General features: G+C 63.6%; 13 protein-coding genes. 6 read left to right on the top strand and 7 right to left on the bottom strand.

The genetic code is table 11. From position 1 onward, the window contains the following. Positions 1 to 107: 107 nt before the first annotated feature. The 6 genes from QTL95_RS15685 to ubiE form a co-directional block, all read right to left on the bottom strand. Positions 108 to 1205 carry a DUF917 domain-containing protein gene (locus tag QTL95_RS15685; RefSeq protein ID WP_289720884.1) on the bottom strand — a complete coding sequence of 366 codons (1098 nt, stop codon included), beginning with the start codon at positions 1203 to 1205 and terminating at the stop codon, positions 108 to 110. Beyond that, entirely contained in the window at positions 1205 to 2467 is a 1263-nt protein-coding gene (locus tag QTL95_RS15680; RefSeq protein ID WP_289720883.1) for a Zn-dependent hydrolase, read from the bottom strand. Before QTL95_RS15680 ends, QTL95_RS15685 begins: the two co-directional genes overlap by 1 nt. Continuing rightward, entirely contained in the window at positions 2464 to 3846 is a 1383-nt protein-coding gene (locus QTL95_RS15675) for a dihydroorotase (protein WP_289720882.1), read from the bottom strand. Before QTL95_RS15675 ends, QTL95_RS15680 begins: the two co-directional genes overlap by 4 nt. Positions 3847 to 3870: 24 nt before the next feature. Continuing rightward, positions 3871 to 5454 (bottom strand): aromatic amino acid lyase, encoded by a 1584-nt coding sequence (locus QTL95_RS15670; protein ID WP_289720881.1) that lies wholly within the window; start codon positions 5452 to 5454, stop codon positions 3871 to 3873. Between the two features lie 95 nt (positions 5455 to 5549). Further along, entirely contained in the window at positions 5550 to 7124 is a 1575-nt protein-coding gene (gene ubiB, locus QTL95_RS15665) for a 2-polyprenylphenol 6-hydroxylase (RefSeq protein WP_289720880.1), read from the bottom strand. Positions 7125 to 7171: 47 nt separating this feature from the next. After that, positions 7172 to 7948, bottom strand: a complete 777-nt coding sequence (gene ubiE, locus QTL95_RS15660; protein WP_289720879.1) for a bifunctional demethylmenaquinone methyltransferase/2-methoxy-6-polyprenyl-1,4-benzoquinol methylase UbiE — start codon at positions 7946 to 7948, stop codon at positions 7172 to 7174. Positions 7949 to 8099: 151 nt separating this feature from the next. Here ubiE and mutM point away from each other — a divergent pair, with 151 nt between their 5' ends. The 5 genes from mutM to QTL95_RS15635 all read left to right on the top strand — a co-directional run bounded on the left by mutM (position 8100) and on the right by QTL95_RS15635 (position 13983). Continuing rightward, positions 8100 to 9005, top strand: coding sequence for a bifunctional DNA-formamidopyrimidine glycosylase/DNA-(apurinic or apyrimidinic site) lyase (gene mutM / locus QTL95_RS15655; RefSeq protein ID WP_289720878.1), 906 nt, complete (start codon positions 8100 to 8102; stop codon positions 9003 to 9005). 62 nt (positions 9006 to 9067) lie between these two features. Then, complete coding sequence (locus QTL95_RS15650) at positions 9068 to 9841, top strand: enoyl-CoA hydratase (RefSeq protein WP_289720877.1); 774 nt, start codon at positions 9068 to 9070, stop codon at positions 9839 to 9841. Between the two features lie 201 nt (positions 9842 to 10042). Beyond that, positions 10043 to 10321, top strand: coding sequence for a 30S ribosomal protein S20 (gene rpsT, locus QTL95_RS15645; RefSeq protein ID WP_037188004.1), 279 nt, complete (start codon positions 10043 to 10045; stop codon positions 10319 to 10321). An 842-nt stretch (positions 10322 to 11163) separates the two neighbouring features. After that, a complete protein-coding gene (gene dnaA, locus QTL95_RS15640; RefSeq protein WP_289720876.1) occupies positions 11164 to 12714 on the top strand; it encodes a chromosomal replication initiator protein DnaA in 1551 nt (516 codons plus the stop codon). 186 nt (positions 12715 to 12900) lie between these two features. Then, complete coding sequence (locus QTL95_RS15635; protein WP_289720875.1) at positions 12901 to 13983, top strand: saccharopine dehydrogenase family protein; 1083 nt, start codon at positions 12901 to 12903, stop codon at positions 13981 to 13983. 61 nt (positions 13984 to 14044) lie between these two features. On the opposite strand, the gene gcvA is transcribed toward QTL95_RS15635, so the two are convergent. Continuing rightward, entirely contained in the window at positions 14045 to 14929 is an 885-nt protein-coding gene (gcvA, locus tag QTL95_RS15630; protein ID WP_289720874.1) for a transcriptional regulator GcvA, read from the bottom strand. A gap of 190 nt (positions 14930 to 15119) precedes the next feature. On the opposite strand from gcvA, the gene QTL95_RS15625 reads away from it, so the two are divergent. Beyond that, positions 15120 to 16037, top strand: a complete 918-nt coding sequence (locus QTL95_RS15625; protein WP_289720873.1) for a DMT family transporter — start codon at positions 15120 to 15122, stop codon at positions 16035 to 16037. Positions 16038 to 16296: the final 259 nt, after the last annotated feature.

Raw genomic sequence — 16296 nt, 5'->3', positions numbered from 1 at the left:
CAGATGCTCGACCTCGCCTGCGCGCGGCCGTTCGCGCCCAAGGCGCTCACCCCCTCATCTGTCCTGACGGACATCTTCTCCCCGCCGGGGAGAAGGGATTTCCTCGCTTACGCCTTCGCCGCCAACGCATAGCGCGCGATCTCGATGCCCATCGCCTTCTCCACGCTTGGGTAGACGGTCGGGTCGAGCACGCTGGCCGAAAGCGGGATGATGCCCATCGGCACATGCAGGATGAAGACGTGCATGCCGCCCTTGAGCTGGCCGACCGACAGGGGCTCCCCGTCGGGGGAAAGCGTCGTGATGACAGACGGGAAGGTCGCCACCCGTTTGCCCTCCGCGTCGTCGACGGCCATGTATTCGTTCATCACGTGCATGGTCACCGCCTTGTCGCCGGCGCCGACCACGATCGTCCCGATGTCGAAGGCTTCCTTTGTGTAGACGACGTCCTTCTTGGTGATGATGCCTTCGGCGAGGATATGGCCGCCTGTCGTCTTGCAGATCGCGTCGATCACCGCCGTGCCGCCGATCTTCTCCGCCGCGATGATCGCTTCGCCCAGCGAAAGCGCCATGGAGATGCCGCCCAGCGCCGCGTGACCGCGCACGTAGGAGGCCCGTAGCGGATTGCGGCAAGAGGCGATGAAGCCGCCGGACTGGTCGGCGGCGGCGCGCAGCACCGGCGAGATCTTCGCGGTCGCGCCCTTCACGACGAGCTCGATATAGCGGTTCTCGGCCCGGTTTCCGCCGACCGCCGTCTGGATCATCTGCTCCGGCGAGCCGGCCATGCCGATCGAGCCCATGTCGCCGGTCGGGTGCGCGCGGATATCGCCGACGGCGTCCACCACCTTCGTTCCCAGGATCGCCGAAGGCAGCCAGCCGTTCAGCGTCGAGGATTTGCCGTTCTGGCCGATGATCAGCCCGGAGAGCTTTTCGCCGAGCGCGTCCTGCAGCAGCTGTACGGCCTTCACATAGTCGATGCCCTGCATCTCCCAGGGCGTCGTGGAGGCGGGCGCGCCAATCGCCGCAGCGGTGGCGATCCAGTCGTCGTCCTTGAGTTCCTCGATCGAGACGAGCTCCGGCTTGCCGACATTGACGGCCGCGTAGCCGAGCATCCGGCCGTGGTCGGCCCATCCACCGCCGCCGGCGGCATAGACCGAACCGCCCTTGACCGCGGCCTCGACGTCCTTCTCAACGAGTATGCGTCCCATCAAGCCTTCTCCTCGTTCAAATTCCGGTCCATCTCGCGCACCGCCTCGAACAGCACGGCGGCGCCGAGCGCGATATCGTCGTTCTCGGCCCACTCGTCGGCCGAATGGCTGCGCCCTTCCTTGCAGGGCACGAAGATCATTGCCGCCGGCGCCACCTTGGCGATCCAGGCGGTATCGTGCCCGGCACCAGAGGCCATGCGCCGGTGCGTGGCGCCGACGCTGTCGCAGGCCCGCTCCAGCGTCTTCAGCAGGCCGGCGTCGCCGGGCGTAGGGAAATTGTCGGAGACGCGGACCGGGCTGCGGATCGACGCGCCTTGCGAAATGGCGAGCTTGATCACATGTGCATCCAGCCACTCGCAGAACGCATCCATGTCGTTGCGGATTTCGGCCCGCGCGTCGATCAGCAGCACGACCTTCGAGGGCACCACATTGGCGGCGTTGGGTTCGATCCTGAACTCGCCGACGGTCGCGGCGAAATGGCCCGGCCGCCTGGCGCGCTCGGCCGCCGCGTCGCGTATGTCGACGACGAGCTGTGCCGCAGCCACCAGCGCGTCGGCGCGGCTGTCCATCGGCGTCGTCCCGGCATGGTCGGCGCGGCCCTCGACGGTGATCTCGATGCGCGTGATGCCCGCGATCGCCGTCACCACGCCGATATCGGTCTTGCCGTTTTCCAGCACCGGTCCCTGCTCGATATGAAGTTCGAGAAAGCCTGAAATATCGGGCCGGTTCTCCTGCAACAGCACACCCGGCCGGCCGCCGACTTCGGCGATTGCCTCTGCCAGGTCACGCCCGTCGCTGCTGCGCGAAAGCCAGGCCTCCGGCAATTGCCCGGTCATGCCACGGCTGCCGATGCAGGACACGCCGAAGATACTCACTTCTTCAGCGAGAAAGTCGATGATCTCGAGATCATGGTCGAGCGCTATGTTTTGGTCAGCAAGCGCGCGCGCCACTTCGAGTGCCGCGACCACGCCGGCGATGCCGTCGAAGCGGCCGCCGTCGGGCACCGTGTCGGAATGCGAGCCGAGCATGATCGTGCCGGAGCCCGGTTTTGTTCCCGGCCGCCGCCCGATCAGGTTTCCCGCGGCATCGATCCGGGGCTGGAGCCCCGCCGCCTTCATCTGCGCCTCGATGTACTCGCGGCCTTTCATGAACAGCGGCGAGAAGGCGCGGCGAGTCCAGGGATGGCCCGGCTCGGTGATCCCTGCCAGCGCCGCGATATCCTCGGCGATCCGGTCGGCGTTGACAGGCAGGTTGCGGCTCATGCACCGTCTCCCGAAAGCACCTGCCGCGACAACGGCCGTACGAAACGCCCGGTGCCCGGTTGCGCCGAAACACTCGAACCGCGGGCTATCTCCCTGCCGCGCAGATAGGTGGCCGAGACGGTCCAGGGCAGGCGGATGCCGTTATAGGGGCTCCATCCCACCACGTTGTTGCCGCTGGCGGCGGCGTCGTAAATGGCCCCCCGCGGTTCCAGAACCACGATATCCGCGTCCTTGCCCGGCGTCAGCGCGCCCTTGACGTGATCGAGCCGGAAATGCCTGGCCGGGTTCTCGGCCATCAGCTTCGCCGCCCAGGTCAGCGGCACGCCGCGCTCCAGCGCACCTTTCACGAAGAGCGGCACCATGACCTCCAGCCCCGGCACGCCGGAAGCGTTCGCCAGCATATCCGGGTTGGTCTTGCGGTTTTCCGACCAGCTCACATGGTCGGTCGAGACCAGCCAGACATCGCCTTCGGCCACCTTGCGCCACAGCGTCTCCACCTCGGCGCGCGGGCGGATCGGCGGGTTGATCTTGGCCTTGCCGCCCAGCCGCTTGACGTCGTTCTCCTCGTCGAGCACGAGATAGTGGATGCAGCACTCGACCGTCGCCTCGAAGCCGTCGCGGCGGTAGGCGCGGGCAATGTCGTAGCCGCGGCCGAGCGAGCAGTGCACGACATGCGAGGGGCAACCGGTGTTGGCGCCGGTCTCGAAGATCGTGTGCATGGCGAGCAGTTCGGTGATCGGCGGGCGCGACAGGCCGTGCGCGCGATAGTCGGTGATGCCATCAGCCTTCACCTTCTCGATATAGGAGCGCACCGCCTCGTCGTCCTCGTTGTGGACGCCGGCCGTCAGCCCGGTGGGCGCGATGGCCGCGAAACAGTCATCGAGCAGGGCAGGGGGAATGCGCGGGAAGCGCTTGGGGTCGGTCCCAAAGGTCGAGAACTTGAAGGCCGCGACGCCGGCATCGACCATCTCACGGATGCGTGCCGGACCCTCCTCGGGATCGACGGTGCCGTAGAGCGCGAAATCGACGCGGGCCTGCGGGCTCGCATGGTCGATCTTCTTCTTCACCGCTTCGGCCGAGCAGACGAGATTGCCCTCGTCATAGGGCATGTCGACGATCGTCGTGACGCCGCCTGCAGCCGCCGAGCGGGTCGACCAGATGAAATCCTCCTGATCCTTCTGCGACAGCGAATGGGTCTGCGCATCGATCGCGCCCGGCAGGATCAACGCCTTGCCGAGCAGATGCCGCTCGGCGGCAGCAGGCGGCACGCCGATGCCGACCTCGGCGATCTTGCCGTCGCGCACTGCCACATAGCCTTGCTCCACAATGCGCTCGGGCAGAACGACGGTGCCTTGCAGAACGAGATCGAAATCAGCCATGTCGCATTCTCCTGAGATAAGGGATCAGATGACGACCGCTTCGCTGGTCAGCCTCTGCTCGACGCGTTCCAGCGAGCCGAGCGCGAAGAAATCGTCGAAGGAAGCGATCGGCACGTTGTCGATCAGCTTCGAGATGAATTCGTCGGACCCCAGCTCTTCCTCGATCGCCTCGACTTCGGAAGAGAGCGGCCGGTCGACCGTGTAGAAGTCCGCATGTTTGCGCACCACGTCGTAGATCATGCCCGCGACATCGCGCGGCCGGTCGCCCAGAATGTCCACCGCCTGAGCCGAGAGCAGCGCTTCCAGCGCCGCAAGGCGCCTGAGTGCCTGCATCTGCCGTTCGAAGCGCTCGATGACCAGCGGCAGGAAGGCCGCCTCGTCCTCGAGGCCTGCGGCGACGACGAGCGACTGCGCCGAGACGGGGCTCGACATGGAGAGCACGCGCGAGAAGATTTCTCCGGCAAGCTTGATGATCGGGCCGAAGCCGGTGGCGATCCGCCCTGGCGGCACGAGGTTGACCGGCAGGTCGCGCCGCTGGCCGTTGCCGAGGATGACGCAGCGGTTGAAGGCGTTCCTCGCTGCATGCGCCATGCAGAGTGCCGCCGATTCCAGCAGGATCGTCACGTCGAGCGGCAGCGAGCCACCCGAGGTCATCACCCGTCCCTCGACCACCACGGGATTGTCGTCGGAGCGGCCGGTCGCCGCCAGGATCTTGTGCCCTGTCGTCAGGAGGTTCTCGATGACGGCGCCGAACACCTGGGCGATCATCCGGAGGCTGAGCGGGTCCTGCACATGCGTGGTGACGGGCCAGTCCCAGGCATCGGAAGCATTGCACAGCCAGGAGCCGATCAGCGCCTCGCTCGAGGTGCCGACATGGCGTACGGCCCGCCACGGGTCTCGCGAGGCCCCGAGCGCGCCCGAGGCCATCATGCCTGTTGCCAGCAGCACCCGGATCGAGGCGGCGGCGCTGCGTGTCGCATTGGCGGCGGCGGCGAAGGAGACGGCGTTGACGCTGAGCGAGGCCAGGCTGTCGCGCGGTGCCATCATCACCGGCTGCAGCCCGGCGGCTGCGAAGGCTTCGGCCGCCTGCATGCGTTTCCCGCGATAAACTGCCTCGCCGACGCCGGTCAGCACCGCGCCGATCTGCCCCATGAGGCCGATGTCGGCGCAACCGATCGAACCGGTGCGCCTGACAACAGGAATGAGGTCGGCATTCAGCATGCGCATATAGGCGTCGATCAATTCCGGCGTGCAGCCGACCTGGCCGGTCAGCGCCGTGTTGATACGGATCGCCATGGCGTTGCGGACGATTTCGCAGGAAAACGGAGTGCCTGTGCCAAAGTGGTGGGCGCGCACCAGGCCGAGATTGAATGCGTCGAGATCCTCGGGCGACCACTCGACGTCCTTCATAGCGCCGACGCCTGTGGTCGATCCGTAGACCGGCGTTCCGATCGAGATCGCGTCCTCGACGATCGCCCGCGCCAGCCCGACGCGGGTCATGCCGCTGGCCGAAGCCGACAGCCCCACCTTGCCTGCGCCGATCCTCGCCATTTCGGCAAAGCTCAGCGGCTGACCGGAAAGTTCGATGCCGGGGCGTTCATGCTTCATCTGCCGTATCTCCTTGAAAAGCGAGACTATGCGACGGCGTCAGGCGACGGGATATCCCAAATATCGAACACTCCATGCCTTTGCATGAAGAAAGATCAGGTCACCGCCCAGGCTATATAAAGAAGCGTCAGCGCAATAATCCAGAGGGCGAACCGGCCGGAGCGGTTGTGGCGTGCCTCGGCCTTGCCGATCGCATCCGCCGTTTCCGCGTCGAACCGCAGGCCGTTCTCGCTCATCTGCATCAGCTGGTGATGGAACTGTTCGGTCTTCGCGGCGATCTCGGGGGCAGCTTCCGCGAGCTTAAGCGCCGCCTTGAAGCCGTCCTTCAGATCGGTGGCGATACGCTTCGGACCGAGATTGTTGCGGATCCACTCGCCGACAACGGGTTCCGAGGCTTTCCACATGTTGAAGCGCGGGTTGAGAATGCGCGATACGCCTTCGACGACGACCATCGTCTTCTGCAGCATCACCAGCTCCGGCCGTGTCTCCATGTCGAAAAGTTCGGTTACTTCGAAAAGCAGCGTCAGCAGCTTGCCCATCGAGATCGTCTCGGCCGGCTGCCCGTGGATCGGCTCGCCGATCGCCCGGATCGCCTGCGCGAAGCTCTCGACATTGTGATGGCCGGGCACATAGCCCGCCTCGAAATGCACTTCTGCTACACGGATGTAGTCGCGGGTGATGAAGCCGTAGAGGATTTCGGCGAGGAAACGACGTTCCTTCTTTCCGAGCCGCCCGACGATGCCCATGTCGACGGCAACGATCATGCCCTTGGGGTCGACGAAAAGGTTGCCGGGATGCATGTCGGCATGGAAGAAACCGTCGCGCAGCGTATGGCGCAGGAAGGACTGGATCAGCGTGTCGGCCAACGCATTGAGATCGTGGCCGGCAGCCTTCAGGCCCTCCACATCCGACATCTTGACGCCGTCGATCCACTCCATGGTGATGACGTCGCGGCCGGTGCGTTCCCAGTCGACGGTCGGAACACGGAAGCCCGGATCGTTCTGCGTGTTCTCGGCGATCTCTGACAGCGCCGCGGCTTCGAGCCTGAGGTCCATCTCGACCTTGGTCGTCTGCTCCAGCGTCTTCGTCACCTCGACCGGCCGCAGGCGCCGGTGCGACCGCAGGAAGCGTTCCTGCAGATGGGCGACGAGGTACATCGCCTCGATGTCATGGGCAAAGCGCTGGCGAACGCCGGGACGCACCACCTTGACGGCAACCTTCCTGCGTCCTTCGGGCGTGCGGATTTCCGCCGGATGCACCTGCGCGATCGAGGCGGCCGCGATCGGCGCGCCGAAGCTCGCGTAGAGTTCATCGACCGGGCGGCCGAGCGAACCGGCGATACTCGCCTTCGCCGCCGCTTCCGGGAAGAACGCCATCTGGTCCTGGAGCTGCGAGAGATCGTCGGCGAATTCGACGCCGACGACGTCGGGGCGCGTGGCCAGGAACTGGCCGATCTTCACATAGGAGGGACCGAGCCGCTCGACGGCCTTGGCCAACCGGTCGCTGCGCTTCTTCGACTTGGCGCGATTGCGCGCGAAAATCCCCACGAAGGACTTCGCGAAGCGGATCGCCGGCGGCAGGTCGTCGGAGGGCAGGGCGGAGACCACGCCCTCGCGCACCAGGATCCAGCCGACGCGCACCAGCTGGAAATATGCGGAAACCGTGCTCATGCGCCTGCTGCCGTGAAGAGAGAAACGATCAGATCGCCCATGCCCGATCAGATCTTCCAGCCGGAGTGAAGGGCCGCGATGCCGCCGGTGTAATTGGTGTAGCTGACGCGCGAGAAGCCGGCATTGCGGATCATCGCGGCGAAGTTTTCCTGGTTCGGGAACTTGCGGATGGATTCGACCAGATATTGATAGGGCTCGGCATCGCCGGTGATCGCCTTGCCGAACTTCGGAATGGCGTTGAACGACCAGCTTTCATAGACGCGGTCGAGCACCGGCATGTCGACTTCGGAGAACTCGAGCACCAAGAGCCGGCCGCCGCGCTTCAGCACCCGGTAGGCTTCGCTGAGCGCGACATCGATGCGCGGCACGTTGCGGATGCCGAAGGCGATCGTATAGGCGTCGAAGCTGTTCGGCTCGAACGGCAGGTCCTCGGCGTTCGCCTCGACGAAGGTCAGGTTTTCGGAGAGCTTCTTCTTCGCCGCGCGCTCGGCGCCGACCGCGAGCATCGAGCCGTTGATGTCGAGCACGGTGGAGTGCGCCATCCGGCCTGAGGCTTCGATGATGCGGAATGCGATATCGCCGGTGCCGCCGGCCACGTCGAGCGTCCGGTAACCGGGTTCCTTGCGCGGGTTCAGCGCCGCGATCATCGCATCCTTCCAGACGCGATGCATGCCGACGGACATCACGTCGTTCATGATGTCGTAGCGCTTGGCGACCTTGTGGAACACGTCGTTGACGAGGCCCTGCTTCTCGCCATTCGCGACCTCTCGGAAGCCGTAGGATGTTTCCATGCCGCCTTCGGCGGAGGTACGGCTATCTGACATCGAATGACTCCATATCTCTTAAATCAATGCGGCGACCATAGCGAAACCGGTTCGTCGGCGCTATCTGTGGGCCACGGTCCGATCCGCGACACCTTGGCGCTATAGCGCACATCGCCGGCGGTTTAAACATGTTAGATATAGATGGGTTAAGATGCCGGAATTGCCAGAAGTCGAAACCGTCAGACGCGGCCTCGCCCCCACAATGGAGGGCGCGCGCATCGTCCGGTTGGAGCTCAGGCGCAAGGATCTGCGCTTCCCTTTTCCCGAGGGAATGGAAGCAAGGGCAACCGGCCGCACCATCGTTTCGCTCGGCCGCCGCGCCAAGTATCTGCTGATCGATCTCGATGACGGCGCCACCATCATCGCCCATCTCGGCATGTCGGGTTCCTTCCGCATTGAGACCGGCCCGATCGCCGAGACGCCCATCTCCGATATCCCGGGCGAGTTCCACCGTCCGCGCTCCAAGGACGAGAAGCACGACCACGCGATCTTTCATCTGGAAAGCCCGGCGGGCGTCAGCCGCGTCATCTATAATGACCCGCGCCGCTTCGGCTTCATGGACGTGGCCGAGCGCACGGCGCTCGAGATCAATCCATTTCTCTACGGCCTCGGACCCGAACCGACGGGCAATGCGCTGAGCGCCGCCTATCTCGCCGAACGCTTCAAGGGCAAGGCGCAGCCGCTGAAGAGCGCGCTGCTCGACCAGAAGAACATCGCCGGCCTCGGCAATATATATGTGTGCGAGGCGCTGTGGCGCTCGCACCTGAAGCCGACCCGCGCCGCCGCTACCCTGGTAACCAGGACCGGCAAGCCCACCAGGCAGATGGATCTGCTTGTCACCTCGATCCGCGAGGTCATCGCCGATGCGATCAAGGCCGGCGGCTCGTCGCTGCGCGATCATATCCAGACGGACGGCTCGCTCGGCTACTTCCAGCATTCCTTCTCCGTCTACGATCGCGAAGGGCAGCCTTGCCGTACGCCCGATTGCGGCGGTACCATCGGTCGCATCGTTCAGGCCGGGCGTTCGACCTTCTATTGCCCAACCTGTCAGAAATAGCTGTCTGCCAGAAGTAGCGCGGGCGATAAGTGCCTGACCATTGGTCCGACCGGGAGGAATGCATGTCTTACGAAACGCTGATCGTCGAAACCCGCGGCAACGTGGGGCTGGTCACACTCAATCGTCCGCAGGCGCTGAACGCGCTGAACTCGGCGGTGCTGAAGGAATTGCTGCAGGCCTATGCCGCGTTCGAGGGTGACGACACCATCGGCGCCATCGTGCTGACGGGGTCCGAGCGCGCGTTTGCCGCCGGCGCCGATATCAAGGAAATGCAGCCGCTCGATTTCGCCGATGTCTACCGCCGCAATTTCCTCGGCAGATGGGACGATGTTGCAAGAGTACGCAAACCCGTCATCGCGGCCGTCAGCGGCTTCGCACTCGGCGGCGGCTGCGAGCTCGCGATGATGTGCGACTTCATCATCGCCTCCGAGACCGCCAAATTCGGCCAGCCGGAAATCACCCTTGGCGTCATCCCCGGCATGGGTGGCTCGCAGCGCCTGACGCGCGCCGTCGGCAAGGCCAAAGCCATGGACATGGTGCTGACCGGCCGGATGATGGACGCGGCCGAAGCAGAGCGGGCAGGACTCGTATCGCGTGTGGTCGCACCCGATCGTCTGCTCGACGAAGCCCTGGAAGCGGCCGCCAGGATCGCCTCGCTGTCGCGCCCCTCTGTGCTGATGGCCAAGGAGGCCGTCAACCGGGCGCTGGAGACCACGCTGGAGGAGGGCCTGCGTTTCGAGCGCCGCCTGTTCCATAGTCTTTTTGGCACCGAGGATCAGAAGGAAGGGATGACGGCCTTCATCGAGAAGCGTAAACCCGCTTTCCAGAACCGTTGATCGCGAGGTGATCCCGGGGAGAAAAGGCGGCGTTTCCTTGAAAATGCGCGTTGACGACGCTCAGCTTTAGGGTTATATGCCCGCCCAAGGTTCGGGAAGCCACTCCGGTTTTCCGATAATGCTCCCGCATTGCTGTGTAGGAATTGGCCGCAAGGCCCGCGGCGATAGCGGAGTTTGTTCGAATTCTTGAGAGAGGCATCCATGGCCAATACAACTTCGGCGAAAAAAGCGACCCGCAAGATCGCCCGCCGTACCGACGTCAACAAGGCTCGTCGCTCGCGCGTTCGCACGTTCGTTCGTCAGGTCGAAGAAGCACTCGCATCCGGTGATGCTGCCAAGGCCAAGGAAGCTTTCCTCGCCGCGCAGCCGGAACTGGCCCGCGCAGCAAGCAAGGGCGTCCTGCACGCCAACACGGCATCCCGCAAGGTCTCGCGCTTGGCAGCTCGTGTGAAGGCTCTGTCGGTCGGCGCGACCGCATAATATTTCTTTAACGATCTCATCGTTATGATTAGCCCGGCAACTTTGTCGGGCTTTTTCGATTCCGCCGATTGACTGCCTCGCGGTTAATTTGGCGATAGCTTGATGTCGAGCGTGTGACACGAAAAAGCAAGCAAAATCAAATGCTTGCGACAGGATGCTTCAGCGGCGCTCGACTCGGGGCCTACAATCTTGGGTCTGGCCTGAGTCAAGAATCTTTTTTCTTTTTTTCTTTTTATGCGTGTCGAAAATGCGTGAATCCTGAATCTCCTTGATTCAAAAGCGATTCTTTTTTGACGTGAGTGTGACGCCCAAAAACTGCCGCCAGAGTCAACGGCCCCCCGCCGGTTTTGCTGAAAATTCATCGTTGATTCCCGCATTCGATCCTGCCTAAATGCCGGTCAACAAGGGGCCCGGACATCACCTGAAAAGGCTTGGTCTAAACAACTGCCACGTCGGCAGGATGGTCGTTCTGTGTCTCTTGCTGCGGGGATTAGGTATCTCCGGATTTTCACGCACTTGAGTGTTTTGAGCCGCGGCGTGGCTGTCGCGGAGCGTAGATGTTTTGTGTGTTTTCGACTGCACGTTGAGCGAGCGGTCGGCTGTAGGGGAGTCACGAAGTAAACAGGCTGGCCGACGTTGCTGCGAGGAAGCGGCGGCCAACCCCGGGACGACGACGAAGCCGCATGAGGCGGTTCTCGAAATCCCCGGAGGCGTTTCGTGTGTGGGACGGTATTTGAGTGAACCGGCTGGAGAGTGGCTCATGAGGGTGCCGCTGTCCGGTCATAGCGGGGAAATAATCCGGGCGAAAAAACGTCGGCCGGTCGAATTTGGAAGGCGGCATAATGCGGATGAATTCAATGGCGGCGGATGTCTTGGGCAGTGGGGACAGCGCTCCGCGGAATTTTGGCTCTATTAGTGCCGAAGCGGCAGGGGAAAAGGGAGACATGAAAGATGGTGTGCTTTTTGAACGTGTCAGCGCGCGACTTCGGGCTCAGGTTGGACCTGATGTCTATGCAAGCTGGTTTGCCCGGCTGAAGCTTCATTCGGTCTCCAAGAGCGTCGTAAGGCTCACGGTACCGACAACCTTTCTCAAGTCCTGGATCAACAACCGATACCTCGACCTGATCACCGGCCTGTTCCAGGCCGAAGATACCGAAATTCTGAAGGTCGAGATCCTGGTGCGCACCGCCACCCGCGGCGCCATCAAGCCGGTCGAGGACGTCGTCGTTCCGGAAGTCGCCTCGGCGGCGCCGCAGGCGCGCCGTCCGGTCGCCCAGCAGGCCGGCCAGATCGTCCAGCAGACCGTATCGCTCGCCGCCCAGGCGCGTCCGGCAACCTCCGGCCAGCCGCTTTTCGGCTCGCCGCTGGACTCGCGCTTCACCTTCGACACCTTCGTGGAAGGCAGCTCGAACCGTGTCGCGCTGGCGGCCGCCAAGACGATCGCCGAAGCCGGCCAGGGCGCCGTGCGCTTCAACCCGCTGTTCATTCACTCCAGCGTCGGTCTCGGTAAGTCTCACCTTCTGCAGGCGATCGCCAATGCCGGCGTGCAGAACCCGCGCGCGCTCCGCGTCGTCTATCTCACGGCGGAATATTTCATGTGGCGTTTCGCAACCGCGATCCGCGATAATGACGCCCTGACCTTGAAGGACTCGCTGCGGAACATCGATCTCCTGATCATCGACGACATGCAGTTCCTGCAGGGCAAGATGATCCAGCACGAGTTCTGCCATCTCCTGAACATGCTGCTCGACAGCGCCAAGCAGGTCGTCGTCGCAGCCGATCGTGCGCCTTGGGAGCTGGAATCGCTCGATCCCCGCGTTCGTTCGCGTCTGCAGGGTGGCGTGGCGATCGAACTCGACGCGCCGGATTACGAGATGCGTCTCGAAATCCTCAAGCGTCGCCTCGCTGTCGCCCGCACGGAAGATCCGTCGCTGGAGATGTCGCCCGAGCTTCTGAACCATGTGGCCCGCAACATCACGGCGAGCGGTCGCGAACTGGAAGGCGCCTTCAACCAGCTGCTCTTCCGCCGCTCCTTCGAGCCGAACCTCACGGTCGAGCGCGTCGATGAGCTTCTGGCCCATCTCGTCGGCTCCGGCGAGCCGCGCCGCGTGCGTATCGAAGACATCCAGCGCATCGTCGCACGTCACTACAACGTGTCGCGTCAGGAACTGGTGTCCAACCGCCGCACCCGCGTCATCGTCAAGCCGCGCCAGATCGCCATGTATCTGGCGAAGACGCTCACGCCGCGCTCCTTCCCGGAGATCGGCCGTCGCTTCGGCGGACGCGATCACACGACGGTCCTGCACGCCGTTCGCAAGATCGAGGAACTGATATCAGGCGACACCAAGCTTTCGCACGAAATCGAGTTGCTGAAGCGGCTGATCAACGAATAGTCGGCACCTGCCGAGCATGAAATAGACGGCCGGAAGCGATTCCGGCCGTTTTCTTTTCAGGTATTTCTATTTTATAGAACCCGCATGAATGGTTTGCGCCACGGGAGGAAACGGCGGCGCAGGAGCAATTCCAGGAAAAGTGGAAACGGTTTTCCGTCCGGAATCGCTCTCAAAAGGAGGAAATGAATGAGCTTCAATAAAATCGCCGTCATCGGCCTGGGAAAGGTCGGACGGCTGGCGGCAACGCTTTTGCACGAGGGCGGCTTCGAGGTCACGGGCGTCGACGCGCAACTACCTGTGGGCGGCGTGCCGTTCCAGACGCGCACCGGCGATATCGCCGATCCGGCATTCGTTCGCGAACTGCTCGGCAGCGTCGAAGCCGTCCTGTCGTGCCTGCCCTATCACCTCAATATCGGGCTCGCCCGCGCCGCCCATGCCGCCGGCATCCATTATTTCGACCTCACCGAGGACGTGCCGACCACCAATTTCATCATCGACCTGTCGAAGACGGCGCGCGGCCTGATGGCCCCGCAATGCGGGCTTGCGCCCGGCTTCGTCGGCATCGTCGGCGCCAGCCTCGCCGATGGTTTCGACCGCTGCCGCTCGATCCGCATGCGCGTCGGCGCCCTGCCGCAGAACCCGACCGGCCTGCTCGGCTACGCCTTCAACTGGTCGCCGGAAGGCGTCGTCAACGAGTACCTCAACGATTGCGAGGTCATCGAGGGCGGTATCCGCAAGCTGGTGTCGCCGATGGAGTGGCTGGAGACGATCTATGTCGAAGGCGTCAAGCTCGAAGCCTTCACCACCTCGGGCGGCCTCGGCACCATGTGCGATACGTTGCTCGGCAAGGTCGAGAACCTCGACTACAAGACCATGCGCTATCCCGGCCACATGGACCTGATGAACTTCTTCTTCCACGAACTCCTGATGCGCGACAAGCGCAAGCTCGCCGGCGAGATCCTGACGGACGCCAAGCCGCCCGTCGACGATGATGTCGTCTACGTCCACGTCGCGGCCGAAGGCACCGGCAACGGCAGGCTGCACCGCAAGGAATTCGTCCGCGCCTATTATCCGATCGAGATATCAGGCGAACGCCGTACCGCGATCGCCTGGACCACCTCGGCCTCCGTCGTCGCCGTTATCGAAATGGTCCGCGACGGCCTGCTTCCATCCACCGGCTTCCTGCACCAGGAGCATATCCCGCTGGACATGTTCCTGAGCACGCCGACCGGCAGCCTCTTCAAGCAAGGCTCGGCGCGGCGCGCCTAGAGCAATTCCAGGAAAAGTGCGAAGCGGTTTTCCGTCCGGAATTGCGTGAAAATAGAAGGCTCTAACCCTTAGCCTCCAGGATTAGCCAGCGGCGGAAGGCAGCCGCCGCCGGCCGGTCGAGCGCGGCTCCGGGATAAACGAGGTGGAAGGCGAGGCGGCTTGCCACACCCATCGGGAAGGGGGCGACGACGGTCCCCTCCCGAAGCTCTGCCTCGACGAAGGAGCGGCGCATCAGCGCCACGCCGAGCCCTGATTTCATCGCGTCATACGCGCCGTTGCCATGCATGAAGATCGGCCCGCGCGCCGCATCCACGCCGGTCGCACCCGCGGCTTCCAGCCAGAGCTGCCAATCGACGCGATAGACGTCATGGATCAGCTGCAGGCCGGCCAACGCATCGGGTAAGGGGTTGTCGCCAAGTGCTGCCGATATCTTCGGTATGCAGACGGGCAGCAGTTCGTCATCGAGCAGCCGTTCGCTGACGAGGCCGTCATAGCCGCCGAGCCCGTGGCGGATGGCGAGATCGATGCCGTCGCGCTGGAAATCGAGGACGCGATGCGATGCGCTGATCCGGACGTCGATCTCCGGATGCAGCGCCTCGAAGCGGCTGAGCCGCGGCACCAGCCAGTAGGTGGCGAAACCCGCCGTGCAGGTCACGTTCAACACCGAGCCGCGCGCTCGCGCCGTCAACGCCGCCGTCGCGTCCCGCATCTGGCGGAACGCCGATCGCATCGTGGTAAAATAGTCCGCTCCCTCAAGGGTCAGAGCCAGCGCCCGCGTCTTGCGTTCAAAGAGCTGCACGCCAAGCGTGGCCTCGAGGTCGCGGATTTGCAGGCTGACTGCGCCCGGCGTCACGTTGAGCTCGTGGGCCGCCAGTGTCATGCTGAGATGCCGTGCCGCCGCCTCGAAGGCGCGCAGTGCCGAAAGCGAGGGAAGATAATCGCTCATGATTTAGTCCAGCTAAAGCATACATCGAAAAATGCTCGTTTGATGAGGTGATGATATCGAAATAATATCAATCGTGAAAGCCGGAGGGATAAGCATCCTTCGCTTTGCGAAAGTTGAACGGCTGCGCAAGGATCGGGTGGCTGCACCGCGCGGGACGCTCTAGGCAGGTGGTGTTGATAGGAGGAAGACCGTGCAACAGAAACAGATGGGCCTTGCCGAATGGGGAATGCTGCTGGTGCTCTCGCTCCTGTGGGGAGGCTCCTTCCTCTTCAACGGCATCCTGGTCAAGAGCCTGCCGCCGTTTACCATCGTCACCGGCCGCGTCCTGATCGCCGCCGTCGCGCTCAACCTTATCGTCCGCGCCACCGGCCACGCCATGCCGCGCGATGGCAAGGCTTGGGCAGCCTTCTTCGGCATGGGCCTGCTCAACAACATGATCCCGTTCTGCCTGATCGTCTGGGGCCAGACCCATATCGCCAGCGGCCTCGCCTCGATCCTCAATGCCACCACGCCGCTCTTCGGCGTCGTCGTCGCGCATCTGTTGACGGCGGATGAAAAGATGACCGGCAACCGCCTGCTCGGCGTCCTGGTAGGCTTCGCAGGCGTCGCCTACATGATCGGCTTCGACGTGCTGCGCGATCTCGGCGCCAACGTGCTGGCGCAGCTCGCCGTTCTCGGCGCCGCACTCTCCTATTCCTTCGCCGGCATCTTCGGCCGCCGCTTTCGCCAGATGGGCATGGCGCCGCTGATCCCCGCCGCCGGCCAGGTCACCGCCTCCACCATCCTGATGCTCCCGATCGCCCTCATCGTCGACCAGCCCTGGACGCTCGCTGCCCCCTCGGCCGAGACCTGGATGGCGCTCCTCGGCCTGGCGCTGCTGTCGACGGCGGTCGCCTACGTCCTCTTCTTCCGCATCCTCGCCACGTCAGGCGCCACCAACCTCATGCTCGTCACCTTTCTCATCCCCGTCAGCGCCATCCTCTTGGGCGCCGCCATCCTCGGCGAGCAGCTGCAGGCCAAGCACCTAATCGGCATGGCGATGATCGCGATCGGGTTGGCTGCGATCGACGGGCGGTTGTTTGCGCGGGTGCGGAGGAGGGAAGTTTGAGTGCGGGAGTTATTCAGAAAAAAGAGGATAGCATAGAGCCCGGAGCCCCCTCATCCCCGGTGCAACTAGTTGCACCTGAACCCTTCGGGCCACCTTCTCCCCGTTGGGGAGAAGGGGAGGTTGGAACGAGGGGCCTACTCCTAGGTCTCTTCTCCCCAACGGGGAGCAACCATGTCTCATTCTCTGCAATATTCCGGCGTCCATTCGGCTTTGCGGATGAGGATGGCATTGGCGAGAATGATGAGTTTGCGGGCGACGG

This window comes from Rhizobium sp. S152 (genome assembly GCF_030380735.1).
Lineage (GTDB): Bacteria > Pseudomonadota > Alphaproteobacteria > Rhizobiales > Rhizobiaceae > Rhizobium.
The sequence above is the reverse complement of the archived record's forward strand: the minus strand, read 5'-3'. Positions and strand labels throughout refer to the sequence as shown.

Excerpts from the sequence above, each read along its gene's own strand:
- QTL95_RS15685 (WP_289720884.1), bottom strand. The coding sequence starts at position 1,205 with ATGGGACGCATACTCGTTGAGAAGGACGTCGAGGCCGCGGTCAAGGGC.
- QTL95_RS15680 (WP_289720883.1), bottom strand. The coding sequence starts at position 2,467 with ATGAGCCGCAACCTGCCTGTCAACGCCGACCGGATCGCCGAGGATATC.
- QTL95_RS15675 (WP_289720882.1), bottom strand. The coding sequence starts at position 3,846 with ATGGCTGATTTCGATCTCGTTCTGCAAGGCACCGTCGTTCTGCCCGAG.
- QTL95_RS15670 (WP_289720881.1), bottom strand. The coding sequence starts at position 5,454 with ATGAAGCATGAACGCCCCGGCATCGAACTTTCCGGTCAGCCGCTGAGC.
- ubiB (WP_289720880.1), bottom strand. The coding sequence starts at position 7,124 with ATGAGCACGGTTTCCGCATATTTCCAGCTGGTGCGCGTCGGCTGGATC.
- ubiE (WP_289720879.1), bottom strand. The coding sequence starts at position 7,948 with ATGTCAGATAGCCGTACCTCCGCCGAAGGCGGCATGGAAACATCCTAC.
- mutM (WP_289720878.1), top strand. The coding sequence starts at position 8,100 with ATGCCGGAATTGCCAGAAGTCGAAACCGTCAGACGCGGCCTCGCCCCC.
- QTL95_RS15650 (WP_289720877.1), top strand. The coding sequence starts at position 9,068 with ATGTCTTACGAAACGCTGATCGTCGAAACCCGCGGCAACGTGGGGCTG.
- rpsT (WP_037188004.1), top strand. The coding sequence starts at position 10,043 with ATGGCCAATACAACTTCGGCGAAAAAAGCGACCCGCAAGATCGCCCGC.
- dnaA (WP_289720876.1), top strand. The coding sequence starts at position 11,164 with ATGCGGATGAATTCAATGGCGGCGGATGTCTTGGGCAGTGGGGACAGC.
- QTL95_RS15635 (WP_289720875.1), top strand. The coding sequence starts at position 12,901 with ATGAGCTTCAATAAAATCGCCGTCATCGGCCTGGGAAAGGTCGGACGG.
- gcvA (WP_289720874.1), bottom strand. The coding sequence starts at position 14,929 with ATGAGCGATTATCTTCCCTCGCTTTCGGCACTGCGCGCCTTCGAGGCG.